Origin of the sequence: Aeromonas sp. FDAARGOS 1417 (assembly GCF_019046985.1) — a bacterium.
Taxonomy (GTDB): domain Bacteria; phylum Pseudomonadota; class Gammaproteobacteria; order Enterobacterales; family Aeromonadaceae; genus Aeromonas; species Aeromonas veronii.
Genome location: NZ_CP077221.1, coordinates 1,535,191 through 1,551,123, shown reverse-complemented (window position 1 = coordinate 1,551,123; position 15,933 = coordinate 1,535,191). Strand labels below are relative to the sequence as shown.

Below are 15,933 nucleotides of genomic sequence, written 5' to 3'. Positions count from 1 at the left end.
TGCCGGGGCGCCGTGACCGTTGCCTAACGTTGGTTGAGCAGTTGCTGGATGATTCGGTCCAGCGCCAGTTTCAGCTTCAACCGATCGTGCCGATGGGGCAGCTCAAGCTCGCCCAGCTCGGCTTCGATCACTCGCCCTTGCCAGTCCCCCGCATCACCCGCGCCTTGTGGGGCCAGGATGGCATCCAGCCGACCCTGACCGACCCGGGACTCCAGCCAGCGACACTGACTCATCAGATCCAGCTGGCTGGCAGGGCCGTTTTCCGCCACCAGATTGCAAACAAAAACCAGCATGGCGCTGCTCTCGTTGATGGCTTGGGCGATCTCGGCCAGCAGCAATGGCGGCATGATGGAGGTGAGAAAACTGCCCGGCCCCAGAATGATCATGTCTGCCTGCTGCAATGCCAGCACCGCTTCGCGGGTCGCTTGCACCTCCGGCATCAGGCCGAGGGAGAGGGGTGGTGTTGCCAGTTGATCGATGGATACCTCTCCCAGGATCTGGGTGCCACACTCCATATGGGCGCAGAGATCGGTGGGAAATTCAGACATGGGTAGCAATTGTGACTCGATTTTGAGCATGTCACTGATCAGCTTGATAGCATCAAGAGGACGGACACAGAGATTATCGAGCGCCAGCAGCATCAAGTTGCCAAGGTTGTGGCCCGCCAGCTCGCCTTTGCCGGCGAAGCGGTACTCGAACAACAGGCTGCCGATGCTGGGATCGGTCACCAGCTGGTTCAGGCAGTTGCGCAGATCGCCCCAGGCGATGCACTCCTGACTCTTGCGCAGGCGTCCGGTCGAGCCACCATCATCTGTGGTGGCGACGATGCCGGTGAGCCGTTGACCGAGAAACGAGAGGGACGAAAGCACTCGTCCCATGCCGTGGCCACCACCGATGGCAACGACCCGATCGAAGTCATTGATGTTTTTTTGCCACATATGGGCGTCCTGTTATTGGTCTCAGTTGACAGCTATGTTAGCAAGCGAAGCGAGATAATTGTTTGATAAAGGTATGATTTTTGCTTGAGGCTGCCATTCGATAAAACAAGGAGATGGTGTTGAAATTTCTGACCGTTCACTCCCTCGCCCAGAATTCATCGCTGGCGGCCCAAGATATCTGCGCGCAGCTGCGCCACCATGCCGATCAGGCCCCCTCCCTGCTGTTACTCTATTTTACCCAAGCCCATGAGGGGGCGATACTGCGCGACGTGCTCAAACGCCAGTTCCCGACGACCCGCCTGCTTGGGTGCAGCTCTTGCGGTGGTGTCATGACCGAGATGGGACACCACGCCCGAGACGGATATGGGCTGGCCGTTGCTGCTCTGTACGATGAGAAAGGGGCATTCGGGGTAGCCGGTGCCAGCGGTGACGGGGTGGATGTGCGGCAGTTGCTGCGCCGAGCCATGAGCGACTGTGGTCGGCCGGGCGAGCTGCCCCAGCTGATCCTGTTTCATGCCAGTCCCGGTAAGGAAGAGGGGCTGCTGGCCGGTATCGAGGCCGAACTCGGTGCCTCGGTGCCGGTGGTCGGTGGATCTGCGGCTGATAGCAGTGTCAGCGGTGACTGGCAACTCTGCTGGGATGAGGCGGTGGCCCAGGATGGCATCGGTCTGGCGGTGCTCTATCCTGATTGCCAGCTGGCCTTTCAGTTTCATTCGGGCTATGTGCCTGCCGAATTCAGCGGCGAGATCACCACCTGCAACGGGCGGGAGGTACTCACCATCGATCATCAGCCTGCCGCCGAGGTCTATGCCCGCTGGTGCGGGCGCGAGCAGCCCTGGCCGGTGGGGGCGATTTTGCGGGAGACCACGCTCACCCCGCTAGCTCGTCAGGTGGGAGCACTGGATGGCATTCCTTACTACAAACTCTCCCATCCCGAAGCTGTGACCGAACAGGGCGGGTTGCGGCTCTTTACCGATGTGGTGCAAGGGGAGCGTCTGCTGTTGATGTACAGCAGTCAGGAAGGGTTGTTGCAGCGCAGCCTCAATGCCATGCGCGTCGAGCCAGGGTATGGGGTCGATGTGGAATTGCAGCCTATCGGCGCTCTCATCATCTTTTGTGCTGGTTGCCGTTTGGCGCTAGGTGATATGTTGTGCCAATTTGTCGAGCAGAGCCAGGCTCGCCTCGGCAAGATCCCCTTTATCACCCCCTTTACCTTCGGCGAGCAGGGGCGGCTGCCCAATGGCGAGCTGGCCCACGGCAACCTGATGGTATCGAGCGTGATTTTCCTGACCCGTTGAGTCGGCAGAACATAACAGAGCAGGCAACAAGATGATTGGCAACAGTGAACTGGAAGCCCTCGGCGACAAATTGCAGACCACGCTGGTCGACCTTATGCGGTGCCGCGAGCGCGAGGCCAAGTATCGTCACGAGTCCCAGACCCTGCTGGGTGGGGTTGCCACCCTCGCCGATGCCAAGACGCTGGAGCTGGTGCTGGAGAGCCTTATCCAGGTGCTTAAACCCTTTATCGGCTTTGAGCACGCGGATGTAGTGGCCTGGGAAGGGGATCAGGGGAGTACCCACCTCAGTACCGAGCCGATGCTATCAGCCCGCAGCTGGCGCATGACCCCGGCATTTGCTCGCGCCATCTCGGGTGAAACCTTGGTGATTTACGATCCCGCCCAGCTGCCTGAGCTTGCGCCGCTGGCGAGCGAGCCGGGCTGGGCCAGCGTGATGTTGACCGGGCTGCAGGCCCCCGGTTTTACCGCCACCCTCATCTGCCGCCACGCTCGGGCGGGCACCTTCGATCTTACCAGCAAGGCCGCCATGGAGCGTTGCCGTCCGCTTATCGCCCAAGCGCTGGTCAACATCACCTATCGGGCCCGCTTGCAGGAGCAGGTCGCGGTAAAAACCGAGGCACTGCAGGCCAGCGAACGCCGTTTTCGCAGCTTCGCCGCCATGGCCTCTGACTGGTTCTGGGAGACAGATGCCGAGCATCGCCTCAGTTATGCCTCAGAGCCGGGTTATCTGGATGAGATGACCCCGCAGGCGACCCGGCCGACCCTCTATGACTACGTCTGCAACAAGCAGAGCTGCGATGCCCAGAAATACCTGCAGCTTTTGGATCTACGCCAGCCGGTGCGAGGTGTGCGGATGCAGGTTGCGCTGCAACAGGGCCCCTGCTGGATGGAGGTGAGCGCCGAGCCCTGCTTTGACCATGATGGCCTGTTTATTGGTTATCGCGGCACTGCCCGGGATATCAGCAACCAGATCCGCCGTGAAGAGGAGCTGGCGCGGGCACGGGATGAGGCCGAAGCGGCCAACCGTGCCAAGTCCCAGTTTCTCGCCATGATGACCCACGAGATCCGCTCGCCCATGAATGCGGTGTTGGGGATGCTCGATCTGGTGCAGCATGCCGAGCTGGCGCCGGAGCAACAGAGCCTGCTGCGCCATGCAACCCACTCGGCCAGATTGCTGCAAACCATCATCGACGACGTACTCGATTTTTCGAAAATTGAGTCGCAAACCCTGGTGTTTCACTGCGAGACCCTGCAACCCGTCCAGCTTTGCCAATCTCTGGTCGAGCCGCTGCAAGCTCGCGCGACCGCCAAGGGGATTGCGCTGGTTTATCGGGTCGATGAGTCGGTCCCCCGGGAGTTGCAGGGGGACCCGATGCGTCTGTCGCAGGTGATGGGCAATCTGCTGGACAACGCCCTCAAATTTACCGAGCAGGGGCAGGTGACACTGCACCTGGGTTGGCAGGATGAGAAGCTGCTGATCTCGGTCTCCGACACCGGGATCGGGATCGCCGATGCGGATCAGGCGCTGCTGTTTGAACCCTTCTCCCAGGTCGACAACTCGGCCACCCGGCGTTTTTCCGGTACAGGTCTCGGTCTTGCCATCAGCAAGCGTCTGGTGACGCTTATGGGGGGAGAGATCCACCTGAAGAGCGAGCCGGGCAAGGGAAGCTGTTTCTGGTTCGAACTGCCCGGCATGGCGCTGCCTTGTCATAGCCAGCCGCAGCGGGAGGAGGGGGCTTCGGCACTGCTGCCACTGGATGTGCTGGTGGTGGAGGACAGCCCGGTAAATCAGCTGGTGGTATCGCTGATGCTGCAAAAACTGGTGGGCAAGGTACGGCTGGCAGCCAATGGTCTGGAGGCGCTGGCGCAGGTGGATGAGCAGCTCCCGGATCTGATCCTGATGGATATGCGGATGCCCCTGATGGACGGACTGGAAGCGACTCGCCGGTTGCGGGAGTTGGGATGCACCATGCCAATCGTTGCCCTGACGGCCAATGCGATGGCGGAGGACAAGGCCTGCTGTCTGGCGCAGGGGATGGATGACTTTCTCGCCAAGCCTATTACCTTGTCACGGCTAAGAGAGTGTTTGCAGCGTCACTTTGGTCAGCGGTTGCCGACGCGCGGATAAAAAAAATGGTCAACTTTGTGGGTTGACCAGTTCTTCAGCAAATACTGAAGAGAGCACGGGATAAATCGGGTTGTACAAATCTATATGAAAAATCTGTGCCAACTTTTTTAGACTCTTTTGTGTTCAATTTTGGCCGTTTAGCGCAGCGGCTCTCTCTTGTTATGGCGTTTTGCGTTCCTACTTACTCGCAAAATGCGAATTTCACATTTTCATTGTTGGAATAATTGCATTTTGCAACGCTGTTTTTGTCATTGTGAAATCAGGCGATGCAGGAATTTACGGGCTGCTTCGCTGTTTTGTTTGGCAATCAGCATCTGCTTTTCATAAATCGGCATCGGCAATATCTCGAGCCAGCGTTGGCAGAGCCAGGCGGCATCTTCAAAGCGCTTGTCCGGATAGAGCTCATCAAGCTCCGGATACTGCTCGAACACTTCCCGCAGGCGATTGACCAGCAGCTTGTCGTTGAAATCTGAGTGGGTGCTCGGCCAGTTGGGCAGCATCTCCACCTTGGCCCGGCGCAGGCCCATCTCGTCTGTTTCCATCTCGTGGATGCAGAAGCGCTCCAGTCCCAGCACCGTCACACCCAGCAGGCCATCATTGAGGGTGTAGAAGTCGGTCACTTTGACCCGGGTGCCCACCGGCAGAATGCGGCCGGATTGTCCCGAGGTGGTCGACTCTTCCATCACGATGCCAAAGCCCTGATCGTTGATGAATGACTCCTTGAGCATCTGCAGGTGGCGTGGCTCGAACAGACGCAGAGGAAGCTTGCCGCCCGGCAGTATGTGGGAAGGCAAGGGGAACAGTGCCAAAGGTTGTAGTTTCATGTTCCATCCTCCATTGAGTAGTTGCTGAATATGACAATGCAGCGACTGTGCCAGAGAATGAAAAAAGCCACCGGAGGGTGGCTTTTCGGGCGGTTGAGGGCGCTTAGTTGCGCTGCTCCAGATACATGACAGCCGCTTCCACGCGGCTTTGCGCCTCGAGTTTCTTCAGCAGGCTCTTCACGTGAACCTTGACCGTTCCCTCGGAGATATGGAGTACCGAGGCGACCTGTTTGTTGGAGAGGCCTTTTGCAATTTCGCGCAGGATTTGCATTTCGCGACGCGTTAAGCTTTCCAGCTTCTGCTGCAGGTGATCCAGCTCGTAGATGTTTTCGAGATAGGGGCGCAGCGGCTCGCTCAGGATCTGCTTGCCGGTCATCACGTCGGCCAGCTGGGCCAGCAGCAGATCAGGCTCGGTATCCTTGAGCAGGTAGCCGTCGGCACCAGCCTTGAGCAGGGCTACCACATCCTGACGGGCATCGGAGACGGTGAGGATCACCACCCGGGAGGTGATCTCTTCGGCCCGCAGCGCCTTGAGGGTATCGAGGCCGGAGAGCCCCTTCATATTGAGGTCGAGCAGGATCAGGTCCGGCTCGGACTCTTTGGCCAGCGCCACGGCATCTGTGCCGTTGGAGGCTTCACCGGTCACCTCCATGTTCTCTTCCAGAGCCAGCAACTGCACAATCCCTTTGCGCATGAGGGGATGGTCATCTACGACCAGAACTGTGTATTTCATCTCGTCCATCAGGCGTCTCTCGCTAGACTGGTGGGAAAGGTCAGATGCACGCAGGTGCCTTGTGGTTGCTGCTCGTTGATGGTCAGCAGACCGTGCAGTTTGCTGGCGCGCTCGTTCATGATGCTCAAACCGTAATGGTTGATCGCCGAGCTGGCGAGTCCGATCCCGACACCGTCATCTGAAATCTGAACCTCAATGTTACCACTGGCGAGGGTCTCACAGCTAACATCAATCACTTGCGCGTTGGCATGTTTGATGGCATTGAGCACTGCCTCACGGATCAGCTGCAAAATGTGGATATGCTGGCCCGCCTCCAGGTCGTTGTCGGCCAGTCCGTAATGGAACCGGATTTCGGCCTGGGTCTGGGGTTGCAGTTGATCGAGCATGACGCGGATCGCTTCCCCCAGATTGGCATCGCCAATGGTGAGACGGAAGGTGCCGAGCAGTTCGCGCAACTGGGTATAGGCATTGCTAAGTCCCTCGTCGATCTGCTGCATCGCCTCCTGCGCCTTGTCATGCTGCCCCTTGGCGTAAGAGCGTTTGAGCAGGGTGGACTGGATCTTGAGGTAGGAGAGGGCCTGCGCCAGCGAGTCGTGCAGCTCCCGGGCGATCACAGCCCGCTCCTCCATCAGCAGCAGTCGCTGCTGTTGCAGCAGGGTCTGGTCTTTGTGCAGCACCTGAGCCAGCAGCATGGTGAAGTTCTTGATCAACCGCTCATCGATGGGGTGCTGGCTGATGATGTCGAGGCGGCCGAACTCCTGCTCATCCATCTGCAGATAAAAGCTGGCCACCGCATCGAGATCGCCGGGCCAGCCGGTGCGCCCCGAGATGTAGACCGGCATGGCGTTGTGCTCGAAGCGGGTCAGCCGGATGTGGTCGATATGCTGGTGGGCGGCGGCGCGGTCCAGCAGTTTGATGAGGGTACGGGTACTGAGTGGAGCAGCGTGCAGCTTCTGGGCGGTCGAGTAGAGAAACGAGAGGGTGTCGTTGGCCTGTTGCAGCTTGGCGGTTTTCTCTTCCACCTTGTTCTCAAGCTCCCGATAGAGCTTGCCCAGCTCGTCCGCCATGGTAACGAAGGCGCGCGACAGCTCCCCCAGCTCGTTTTCGCCGTGGGCGGGCAGTTTAAGATCGAAATCCTGCCGCTGGATCTGGCGGGCGCAGTAGACCAGCTGGTTGAGGGGGGCGACCACCTGCTGGCGGGTGAAGCGCACCGTAAACCAGGCGATGGTGATGATGGCCAGCAGGCCGAGCCCCTCCGCCAGTGCCAGCATCCGCACCTTGAATTCCACGTGGTACTGCATCTGATTGACGAAATTGTCGATGGCCGCCACAAACTGCTCGGTGTTATCGGTGTACCGTCTGGGGGTGCGATCCTCGATGTGCTGGCGCATCACCTGCCACTGGCCGAGCACCTCGCCATAGGTGCGACGCAGGGAGGCAGGAGTGATCCAGCGCTGGGTCTCCTGCAGCTCTTCGGCATGCAGGGTCTCTTCAAACTGGGAGAGGCGCCCCAGCACGCTGTCGCCCCGCTCGATTTCGTAGGCCATCCGGTAGGCTTGCATCCGCAGCGAACCGGAGAGGTTGATCGCCTTGGCATCGGGCACCGAGTAGAAGAGGGTGACCATGGCGACCAGCGCGATCAGGCTGGCCATGAAGAGGATCAACACCATGGCGCGGCCAATGGCACTGCTGACCGAATGGACCCGGAACCGTTTTCCCATACTGATGCGCACCTCTGAATAGTGATAAGGACCCCGCAAGATGCGTGGGAGTGTACTCCAACTTGTGTTAGCATCGAAAAACTAGATGAACTCCGAGCGGTTTTGCCTAAGTCCTAGCGATAGGGGGAAACCAGCCGTCAGCCGACGTTCGAGCTGTAAGGGTCAGGAAAGAAATGCCCTGGCCTCCCGTATTTGGAAAGGTGTTTATGTTGCCACTTGAAGATGGTTTTTCCCGTCGTTTTTACTATTTGCGTCTGTCAGTGACCGATGTGTGCAATTTCCGTTGCACCTATTGCCTGCCTGACGGCTATCGCCCCCCGGAAGGTCACAAAGCGGGGCGTCAACCCTTTCTCTCGATTGACGAGATCCGCCGCGTGGTCAGCGGTTTTGCCGCCATGGGCACCCGCAAGGTGCGCATCACGGGGGGCGAGCCCTCCCTGCGCCGCGATTTCACCGAGATCGTCAAGGTGATTGCCTCCACCCCAGGTATCGAGAAGGTCGCCATGACCACCAACGGCTATCGCCTCAAGGAGCGGGCTCAGGAGTGGTTTGATGCCGGACTCAACGCGCTGAATGTCAGTGTCGACAGTCTCGACCCGCGCCAGTTTCACCAGATCACCGGAGAGAACAAGCTGGCCGAGGTGATGGAGGGGATCGAAGCAGCACTGGCCGCCGGTTTCAAATCGGTGAAGATCAATGCGGTGCTGCTCAAGGGGCTCAACGACTACCAGCTCGATGCCTTTCTGGGCTGGATCAGGCACAAGCCTATCGAGCTGCGCTTTATCGAGCTGATGCAGACCGGCGAGATGGATACCCTGTTTCGTGACCACCATGTCAGCGGCGAGCAGATCAAACAGCGCTTGCTGGAGAGCGGCTGGGTGCAGCAGTTGCGGGGCACGGATGACGGTCCGGCACAGGTCTTTATGCACCCCGATTCGCAAGGTGGGGTGGGGCTCATCATGCCCTACAGCAAGGATTTCTGTGCCGGTTGCAACCGGCTGCGGGTCTCCTCGCTGGGGAAGCTGCATCTGTGCCTGTTTGGTGACAACGGCATCGACCTGCGGGATCTGCTCGGCGCAGATGCACAATCCGATGAGCTGCAACAGCGCATTCGCGCGGCACTGGCGGGCAAGAGTGCTACCCATCGTCTCCATGAGGGCAATGCCGGTATCACCCCTCATCTCGCCTCGATCGGCGGATAACCGCAAAAAATCGCCAACGATTAAATAGCAATCCTCACATGGAGGTATTTTAACCGATACCTCCATTTTTATTGCGCTGCAAGGCTTTGATCTGGCGCAAGAATCCCCCCTGTTTATCTCCCTGGTGGTATATCCCTTACCTTGTCAGGGCCGCAATATACACCCACTCTTATAATTGGTATCAAGAATGCCAATCATGGACTCGCACTGTCCCCTTTTTCACCAGAACAGGAGTCAACATGCCGGATGAGATCGATCTTGCCCGCCGCGGCCTGTTCCGGGGGCGGCTGAGAACTGCCGAACCGCCGGTGCAGTTGCCCTGGTCAGTCAACTGGTCGGCATTTGTCGCCGACTGCACTCGCTGCGGGGACTGTCTGGCGGCCTGTCCGGAGCAGATCCTGGTGAATGGCGAGGGCGGTTTTCCGGTGGTCGATTTCCAGCGTGGCGAATGCACCTTCTGCACCGAGTGCGCCACGGTCTGCAAGGCGCCTGTGTTTCGCCCGACCAGCGAGTCCCCCTGGCACTACAAGGCCCATATCGAGGCCAACTGTCTGGCCAATGGTCAGGTGTTCTGCCAGCGCTGTCAGGATAGCTGTGAGCCCAATGCCATTCGTTTTATTCCGGTGCTGGGGCGTGTGCCCACCCCGACGGTCGAGCCGGATCGCTGTAATGGCTGCGGCGCCTGTGTGCAGGATTGTCCGGTTGGCAGCATCAAGGTCGACGGGCGAGCCGCCCCATCCGGTGGCGCGAGCCAGCCCACCCTCAAGCAGGAGTCAGAATGAGTCAGAAGCCGTGTGACACAGAAGCCACAATGGATCAGGAGTTCCATGTATCGAGTCTGGTGGTGCTGACCCAGCCCCCTTTGCGCCATCAGCTCGCCGAGCAGATTGGCGCCCTTGAAGGGGCCGAGATCCACGCCGTCAGTGACGAGGGCAAGCTGGTCGTGACCCTGGAAGGTCCGAGCCAGCGGCCGATCATGGCGGCCATTGATGCGATACAGGCGATGCCGGGGGTGCTCTCTGCCGCCTTGATTTACCACCAGTTCGATGAACTGGGCGGTCACTGAAAAGAGTGATGGGATGCCGGGCGTGCCCTCTACCGCTGATGGCTGGCTCCCGTTCGACAGATTCGACAACTATTACGCGATAAGCAATGTGAGGATATGCCATGAAGCTGAGTCGACGCGACTTTATGAAGGCCAATGCGGTGGCAGCTGCCGCTGCCGTGGCCGGTGTCAGTGCCCCCACGCTGGCAGCCAATCTCATCACCAGTACCGACAAGACGGCCATCCATTGGGATAAGGCTCCCTGCCGCTTCTGCGGTACCGGCTGCTCCGTGCTGGTGGGCTCTCAGGATGGTCGGGTCGTGGCGACTCAGGGCGACCCCGATGCACCGGTCAACCGTGGCCTCAACTGCATCAAGGGTTACTTCCTCTCCAAGATCATGTATGGCCAGGATCGCCTGACCCAGCCGATGTTGCGGATGAAGAACGGCCAGTTCGACAAGGATGGCGACTTCGCCCCCATCAGCTGGGATCAGGCGTTCGACATCATGGCCGAGAAGTTCAAGGCAACCCTGAAAGAGAAGGGGCCCACCGCTGTCGGCATGTTCGGCTCCGGCCAGTGGACCGTCTGGGAAGGCTACGCTGCCGCCAAGCTGATGAAGGCCGGTTTCCGCTCCAACAACATCGACCCCAATGCCCGTCACTGCATGGCCTCTGCGGTCGTCGGCTTCATGCGTACCTTCGGCATGGACGAACCGATGGGCTGCTACGACGATATCGAGCAGGCCGATGCGTTCGTGCTGTGGGGCTCCAACATGGCCGAGATGCACCCCATCCTCTGGTCGCGGATGTCCGATCGTCGTCTCTCCAACCCGGATGTGCAGGTGCACGTGCTCTCCACCTTCGAGCACCGCAGCTTCGAGCTGGCGGACAACGGCATGGTGTTCACCCCGCAGACCGATCTGGCGATCCTCAACTATGTCGCCAATTACATCATTCAGAACGACAAGGTGAACTGGGACTTCGTCAACAAGCACACCGTGTTCAAGAAGGGGGTCACCGACATAGGTTACGGCCTGCGCCCGACCGATCCGCTGCAGCAGAAAGCGAAGAATCCGGATAGCGGCGATGCCACTCCGATGACCTTCGAGGAGTTTGCCAAGTTCGTGGCGGATTACGATGTGGAGTCGGTCTCCAAGCTCTCCGGCGTCTCCAAAGAGAAGCTGGAAAAGCTGGCCAAGCTCTATGCCGATCCGGGCAAGAAGGTGGTCTCCTACTGGACCATGGGTTTCAACCAGCATACCCGTGGCGTCTGGGCCAACAACCTCTGCTACAACATCCACCTGCTGACCGGCAAGATCTCCGAGCCGGGTAATGGTCCTTTCTCACTGACCGGCCAGCCCTCTGCCTGTGGCACCGCGCGTGAAGTGGGTACCTTTGCCCACCGTCTGCCTGCCGACATGGTGGTGACCGAGCCCAAACACCGCGCCATTGCCGAGCAGATCTGGAAACTGCCGGAGGGGACCATTCCCGACAAGGTGGGTTTCCACGCCGTGCTGCAGGATCGCATGCTCAAAGATGGCAAGCTCAACGCCTACTGGGTGATGTGTAACAACAACATGCAGGCCGGCCCCAACATGAATACCGATCGCCTGCCTGGCTATCGCGATCCGCGCAACTTCATCGTGGTCTCCGACCCGTACCCGACCGTCACTGCCCAGGCTGCTGACCTCATTCTGCCCACCGCCATGTGGGTGGAGAAAGAGGGGGCCTACGGCAACGCCGAGCGCCGCACCCAGTTCTGGCACCAGCAGGTGAAAGCGCCGGAAGGGGCCAAGTCCGATTTGTGGCAGCTGATGGAGTTCTCCAAGCGCTTCAAGGTTGAGGAAGTGTGGCCGGCTGAGCTGATTGCCAAGATGCCGGAAGTGAAGGGCAAAACCCTGTTCGATGTGCTCTATGCCAACGGTCAGGTCAACCAGTTCCCGAAAGAGCAGAGCAAGGGGATGCTGAACGACGAAGCCGAACACTTCGGGTTCTACGTCCAGAAGGGCTTGTTCGAGGAGTACGCCACCTTCGGTCGCGGTCACGGCCACGATCTGGCGCCGTTCGATCAGTACCACGAAGCCCGTGGTCTGCGCTGGCCTGTGGTAGATGGCAAAGAGACCCTGTGGCGCTATCGCGAAGGGTTTGACCCCTATGTGAAAGCGGGCGAGGGGGTGCGTTTTTATGGCAAGCCCGATGGCAAGGCGGTCATCTTCGCCCTGCCGTTCGAGCCCGCTGCCGAGTCGCCGGATAAAGAGTACGATCTGTGGCTCTCCACCGGCCGCGTGCTGGAGCACTGGCACACCGGCACCATGACCCGTCGGGTGCCCGAGCTCTATCGCGCCTTCCCGGATGCGGTGCTCTTCATGCACCCGGATGATGCCAAGGCTCGCGGCGTGCGTCGTGGTGAAGAGGTGATCGTCTCCTCCCGCCGTGGCGAGGTGAAGACCCGGGTCGAGACCCGTGGTCGCAACCGTCCGCCGAAAGGACTGGTCTTCATGCCCTTCTTTGATGCCAGCCAGTTGGTCAACAAGCTGACCCTGGACGCCACCGATCCGCTCTCGAAAGAGACCGATTACAAGAAGTGCGCCGTCAAGGTGATGAAGGCCTGAGGCGGGGGAGCGCGAGATGAGTCGTAGTCGTCGCCAGTTTCTGGCCGACATGGCCAAGGGGGCCTGCGGTGTGGGCCTGCTTGGCGTGGGGCTCGGTGGCATGGCCCGCCAGCAGGCGCAAGCTGTGCCTGCCCAGGCGCTGCGCCCGCCTGCCGCTCTCGATGAAACAGAGTTTCTCGGCGCCTGCGTGCGTTGTGGGCTCTGCGTTGAGGCCTGCCCCTACGACACCCTCAAGCTCGCCCGGCTGTTTGACCCTGTGACCACCGGTACCCCCTATTTCAAGGCGCGTGCCGTGCCCTGCGAGATGTGTGATGACATCCCTTGCGTGGTGGCCTGTCCGAGCGGGGCGCTGGATCAGAAGATGACTGACATCGATCAGGCCCGGATGGGGGTGGCAGTGCTCATCGATCACGAGACCTGCCTCAACTATCTGGGGCTGCGCTGCGATGTCTGTTATCGGGTCTGCCCGCTGATTGACAAGGCGATCACTCTTGAGCTGCAGCATAACCAGCGTACCGGCAAACACGCCATGTTCCTGCCCACGGTACACAGCGATATCTGTACCGGCTGTGGCAAGTGCGAGCATGCCTGCGTGCTGGAGGAAGCGGCCATCAAGGTGGTGCCACGCCAGCTCGCCAAAGGTGAGCTGGGTCATCACTACAGGCTCGGCTGGGAAGAGAAGGCCAAGGCGGGGAACAAGTCGCTCATCGGCGACAGGCTCACCCTGCCCACCCGTAAACCGGAGGGGTTATGAGTCGTTATCCGGGGGAAGAGGCTCGCATCAAGCTGGGGTGGTGGCGTTCCCACCGCTTCCTGTTGCTGCGTCGGCTGAGTCAGTTCAGTGTGCTCGGGCTGTTTTTGCTGGGACCGCTGGCGGGCATCTGGATCCTCAAGGGCAACCTCTCCAGCTCGCTGTTGTTGGAGACGGTGCCGCTGACCGATCCCCTCACTCTGTTGCAGTCGCTGGCGGCGGGTCACTGGCCCATCACCACCCTCTGGTTAGGGGCTGCCATTGTGCTGGCCGGCTACTGGCTGGTTGGGGGACGAGTGTTCTGCTCCTGGGTCTGTCCGGTCAACCTCATCACGGATGCCGCAGCCTGGCTAAGGGGGCGACTTGGCCTCAAGGGCAACGGCCAGTTCAGCCGTGCGACCCGCTACTGGTTGCTGGCCATGGTGCTGGTGGTGCCAGCGGTGGTCGGGGTGATGGTGTGGGAGTTGGTCAATCCGGTGTCGCTGGCCATGCGCGGTCTGCTGTTTGGCATGGGGGCGGGCTGGGCCCTGCTGGTGGCGCTGTTCCTGTTCGATCTTTTCGTGGTTGAGCGGGGTTGGTGCGGTCATCTCTGTCCGGTGGGGGCTTTCTATGCCCTGGTCAACCGGGTCGGATTTATCAAGATTTCTGCCAAGGGGCGCGAGCGGTGCAACAACTGCATGGATTGTTATGCGGTCTGCCCGGAGCGTCCCATCCTGCGCGGGCCTGTTCACGGTGCCAAGCGCGGTCACGGGCCCTTGATTGCGGCTCAGGAGTGTACCAACTGTGGCCGCTGCATCGATGTCTGCGCGGAACAAGTTTTTGAAATCACTGTAGGTTTTGCCGTCAAGGCAGAAAAAACGTCGGAGAACAAATAATGAAAAAGCTGATTGGAGCAATGCTGGCCTGCCTGATGGCGGGATCCTTGATGGCAGCGGCCCCCGAGATCACCAACAGTACCGGTGGCCTCAAGTCCGAGCGTGGCGCCACCGATCTGGTGACCGATGCCACCGCCGCGCCCCTGAAAAACTTCCGCAAGGATGGCGCGCCCTACGATCGCCAGTACATGCATCAGCCGCCGCTGATCCCCCACGACATTCGCAACTATGAGGTGGATACCAAGGTCAACAAGTGCCTGGCTTGCCACAGCTTCAAGAATGCCAGTGCCATGAAGGCTCCCAAGATCAGTCCGACTCACTTCGAGACCCGCGACGGCCTGACCCTGGGTGAAGTGTCGCCGCGTCGCTACTTCTGCCTGCAGTGCCATGTGCCGCAAGCGGATGCCAAGCCGCTGGTGGAAAATACCTTTAAACCGGTTGAAGCGCTGAACTGAGGAATCCATAGATGAAATTACCCGGCTTTATCCAGCGTCTGTGGACCACCTTCAAGTCACCATCGAAGGCGGCTCTCTGGGTCATCTTGCTGATGGGCTTCTTCGGTGGCGTGATTTTCTGGGGTGGCTTCAACACCGCCATGGAAGCATCCAACACCGAGGCCTTCTGCACCAGCTGTCACGAGATGAAGGACAACGTGTTCGAGGAGTACCGCGACACCATCCACTACGCCAACCGCTCCGGCGTGCGGGCCAGCTGCCCGGATTGCCACGTACCGCACGAGTGGACCTACAAGATCATCCGCAAGGTGCAGGCTTCCAAGGAGCTGTGGGGCATGATCACCGGCAAGGTGGATACCCGCGAGAAGTTCGAGGCACACCGGCGCGAGATGGCGGAGCGGGAGTGGCAGCGGATGAAAGAGACCGATTCGCGCGAGTGCCGCAACTGCCACAACTTCGAGTACATGGACTTCTCCCTGCAGGGGCAGCGTGCCGCCAAGATGCACTCTACCAATCTGGCCAGTGGTGAAAGTACCTGCATCGACTGTCACAAGGGGATAGCTCACCAGTTGCCCGACATGACCGGGGTGAAAGGGTTCTGATCCTGCGACGACAGGCCGGGTTTGCCCGGCCTGCGTTTTGTTCATATATGGGACAAGCATCAGATTTGTGTGTCTTTTAAATCCCATATCTCGTGAAACCTTTGATAGAATCAGCCCGCCGTCACACGCTTGAGCAAGTTGGTCATCCCTGTCTGCGTCAGTTTTTGTGCTCTGACAGCTGGCCTCTCATACCCCTTCTCTTCCTGCCTCGTTGACGGCCCATAGCCACAAGGAGCTGCCCGATGGGACAGAAACACAACGCATTTATTCCCCTCAAGATCGCCGTGCTGACGGTCTCCGACAGCCGCACTGCCGCCGATGACAGCTCGGGTGACTATCTGGTCTCGGCCCTTACCGACGCGGGCCATCAGCTGGCCGATCGGGCGCTCTGCCCGGACAACCTGTTTCGCATCCGCGCGCGGGTGAGCGAGTGGATCGCCGATGAGGGGGTGCAGGTGGTACTGATTAACGGCGGTACCGGCTTCAATGAACAGAACCGGGTACCGGAAGCGGTCGGTGTGCTGTTCGAGCGCACCGTACAGGGTTTTGGCGAGATGTTCCGTCAGCTCTCTTTTGCCGAGATTAAAGGCTCCGCCATGCAGAGCCGTGCTCTGGCGGGACTCGCCAATCGCACCCTGATCTGCTGCCTGCCCGGCTCCACCGGCGCTTGCCAGCTGGGCTGGGAGCAACTGATCCGCGATCAGCTCGATGCGCGCACCAAGCCGTGCAACTTTGTCTCCCACCTCTGA

15 protein-coding genes and 1 riboswitch are annotated in these 15,933 nt (G+C 59.8%); of the genes, 11 read left to right on the top strand and 4 right to left on the bottom strand.

Annotated elements, in window-relative coordinates; all coding sequences use genetic code 11:
• Window positions 1-23 precede the first annotated feature (23 nt).
• Window positions 24-938: a uridine diphosphate-N-acetylglucosamine-binding protein YvcK gene (yvcK, locus tag I6L47_RS06775; RefSeq protein WP_047438497.1), complete on the bottom strand. Its 915-nt coding sequence runs from the start codon at window positions 936-938 to the stop codon at window positions 24-26.
• Window positions 939-1,051: 113 nt separating this feature from the next.
• Here yvcK and I6L47_RS06770 point away from each other — a divergent pair, with 113 nt between their 5' ends.
• Window positions 1,052-2,236, top strand: a complete 1,185-nt coding sequence (locus I6L47_RS06770) for an FIST signal transduction protein (protein ID WP_047438498.1) — start codon at window positions 1,052-1,054, stop codon at window positions 2,234-2,236.
• Window positions 2,237-2,267: 31 nt separating this feature from the next.
• The gene (locus I6L47_RS06765; protein ID WP_216948954.1) at window positions 2,268-4,364 is read left to right on the top strand and encodes an ATP-binding protein; all 2,097 of its coding nucleotides are present in this window, start codon (window positions 2,268-2,270) and stop codon (window positions 4,362-4,364) included.
• A gap of 248 nt (window positions 4,365-4,612) precedes the next feature.
• Here I6L47_RS06765 and I6L47_RS06760 read toward each other — a convergent pair whose 3' ends face one another.
• The 3 genes from I6L47_RS06760 to narQ form a co-directional block, all read right to left on the bottom strand.
• Window positions 4,613-5,188, bottom strand: a complete 576-nt coding sequence (locus I6L47_RS06760) for an LON peptidase substrate-binding domain-containing protein (protein ID WP_005334473.1) — start codon at window positions 5,186-5,188, stop codon at window positions 4,613-4,615.
• A 103-nt stretch (window positions 5,189-5,291) separates the two neighbouring features.
• Window positions 5,292-5,930: a two-component system response regulator NarL gene (gene narL / locus I6L47_RS06755; protein WP_005334471.1), complete on the bottom strand. Its 639-nt coding sequence runs from the start codon at window positions 5,928-5,930 to the stop codon at window positions 5,292-5,294.
• Window positions 5,930-7,642: a nitrate/nitrite two-component system sensor histidine kinase NarQ gene (gene narQ / locus I6L47_RS06750; protein ID WP_005334468.1), complete on the bottom strand. Its 1,713-nt coding sequence runs from the start codon at window positions 7,640-7,642 to the stop codon at window positions 5,930-5,932. Before narQ ends, narL begins: the two co-directional genes overlap by 1 nt.
• A 78-nt stretch (window positions 7,643-7,720) precedes the next feature.
• Window positions 7,721-7,861: riboswitch (molybdenum cofactor riboswitch) on the top strand.
• On the opposite strand from narQ, the gene moaA reads away from it, so the two are divergent.
• The 9 genes from moaA (at window position 7,849) to moaB (ending at window position 15,933) form a co-directional block, all read left to right on the top strand.
• Window positions 7,849-8,844 carry a GTP 3',8-cyclase MoaA gene (gene moaA / locus I6L47_RS06745; RefSeq protein ID WP_129503609.1) on the top strand — a complete coding sequence of 332 codons (996 nt, stop codon included), beginning with the start codon at window positions 7,849-7,851 and terminating at the stop codon, window positions 8,842-8,844. Its footprint overlaps the riboswitch before it by 13 nt.
• Window positions 8,845-9,083: 239 nt before the next feature.
• Window positions 9,084-9,626: a ferredoxin-type protein NapF gene (napF, locus tag I6L47_RS06740; protein WP_088869499.1), complete on the top strand. Its 543-nt coding sequence runs from the start codon at window positions 9,084-9,086 to the stop codon at window positions 9,624-9,626.
• Window positions 9,627-9,655: 29 nt separating this feature from the next.
• Window positions 9,656-9,910, top strand: coding sequence for a chaperone NapD (locus I6L47_RS06735; protein ID WP_031227438.1), 255 nt, complete (start codon window positions 9,656-9,658; stop codon window positions 9,908-9,910).
• 101 nt (window positions 9,911-10,011) lie between these two features.
• A complete protein-coding gene (gene napA, locus I6L47_RS06730; RefSeq protein WP_159157283.1) occupies window positions 10,012-12,501 on the top strand; it encodes a nitrate reductase catalytic subunit NapA in 2,490 nt (829 codons plus the stop codon).
• Window positions 12,502-12,517: 16 nt separating this feature from the next.
• Window positions 12,518-13,255: a ferredoxin-type protein NapG gene (gene napG, locus I6L47_RS06725; protein WP_216948953.1), complete on the top strand. Its 738-nt coding sequence runs from the start codon at window positions 12,518-12,520 to the stop codon at window positions 13,253-13,255.
• Entirely contained in the window at window positions 13,252-14,127 is an 876-nt protein-coding gene (gene napH, locus I6L47_RS06720; RefSeq protein WP_201980896.1) for a quinol dehydrogenase ferredoxin subunit NapH, read from the top strand. Before napG ends, napH begins: the two co-directional genes overlap by 4 nt.
• On the top strand, window positions 14,127-14,582 hold the full coding sequence (locus I6L47_RS06715) for a nitrate reductase cytochrome c-type subunit (RefSeq protein WP_005334452.1): 456 nt from the start codon (window positions 14,127-14,129) through the stop codon (window positions 14,580-14,582). Before napH ends, I6L47_RS06715 begins: the two co-directional genes overlap by 1 nt.
• Window positions 14,583-14,593: 11 nt before the next feature.
• On the top strand, window positions 14,594-15,184 hold the full coding sequence (locus I6L47_RS06710) for a cytochrome c3 family protein (protein ID WP_088869497.1): 591 nt from the start codon (window positions 14,594-14,596) through the stop codon (window positions 15,182-15,184).
• 242 nt (window positions 15,185-15,426) lie between these two features.
• On the top strand, window positions 15,427-15,933 hold the full coding sequence (gene moaB / locus I6L47_RS06705) for a molybdenum cofactor biosynthesis protein B (protein WP_005344126.1): 507 nt from the start codon (window positions 15,427-15,429) through the stop codon (window positions 15,931-15,933).

What these genes read in the sequence shown, in the direction of transcription:
- yvcK (WP_047438497.1), bottom strand. Translation starts at nt 938, where the DNA reads ATGTGGCAAAAAAACATCAATGACTTCGATCGGGTCGTTGCCATCGGT.
- I6L47_RS06770 (WP_047438498.1), top strand. Translation starts at nt 1,052, where the DNA reads ATGGTGTTGAAATTTCTGACCGTTCACTCCCTCGCCCAGAATTCATCG.
- I6L47_RS06765 (WP_216948954.1), top strand. Translation starts at nt 2,268, where the DNA reads ATGATTGGCAACAGTGAACTGGAAGCCCTCGGCGACAAATTGCAGACC.
- I6L47_RS06760 (WP_005334473.1), bottom strand. Translation starts at nt 5,188, where the DNA reads ATGAAACTACAACCTTTGGCACTGTTCCCCTTGCCTTCCCACATACTG.
- narL (WP_005334471.1), bottom strand. Translation starts at nt 5,930, where the DNA reads ATGGACGAGATGAAATACACAGTTCTGGTCGTAGATGACCATCCCCTC.
- narQ (WP_005334468.1), bottom strand. Translation starts at nt 7,642, where the DNA reads ATGGGAAAACGGTTCCGGGTCCATTCGGTCAGCAGTGCCATTGGCCGC.
- moaA (WP_129503609.1), top strand. Translation starts at nt 7,849, where the DNA reads ATGTTGCCACTTGAAGATGGTTTTTCCCGTCGTTTTTACTATTTGCGT.
- napF (WP_088869499.1), top strand. Translation starts at nt 9,084, where the DNA reads ATGCCGGATGAGATCGATCTTGCCCGCCGCGGCCTGTTCCGGGGGCGG.
- I6L47_RS06735 (WP_031227438.1), top strand. Translation starts at nt 9,656, where the DNA reads ATGGATCAGGAGTTCCATGTATCGAGTCTGGTGGTGCTGACCCAGCCC.
- napA (WP_159157283.1), top strand. Translation starts at nt 10,012, where the DNA reads ATGAAGCTGAGTCGACGCGACTTTATGAAGGCCAATGCGGTGGCAGCT.
- napG (WP_216948953.1), top strand. Translation starts at nt 12,518, where the DNA reads ATGAGTCGTAGTCGTCGCCAGTTTCTGGCCGACATGGCCAAGGGGGCC.
- napH (WP_201980896.1), top strand. Translation starts at nt 13,252, where the DNA reads ATGAGTCGTTATCCGGGGGAAGAGGCTCGCATCAAGCTGGGGTGGTGG.
- I6L47_RS06715 (WP_005334452.1), top strand. Translation starts at nt 14,127, where the DNA reads ATGAAAAAGCTGATTGGAGCAATGCTGGCCTGCCTGATGGCGGGATCC.
- I6L47_RS06710 (WP_088869497.1), top strand. Translation starts at nt 14,594, where the DNA reads ATGAAATTACCCGGCTTTATCCAGCGTCTGTGGACCACCTTCAAGTCA.
- moaB (WP_005344126.1), top strand. Translation starts at nt 15,427, where the DNA reads ATGGGACAGAAACACAACGCATTTATTCCCCTCAAGATCGCCGTGCTG.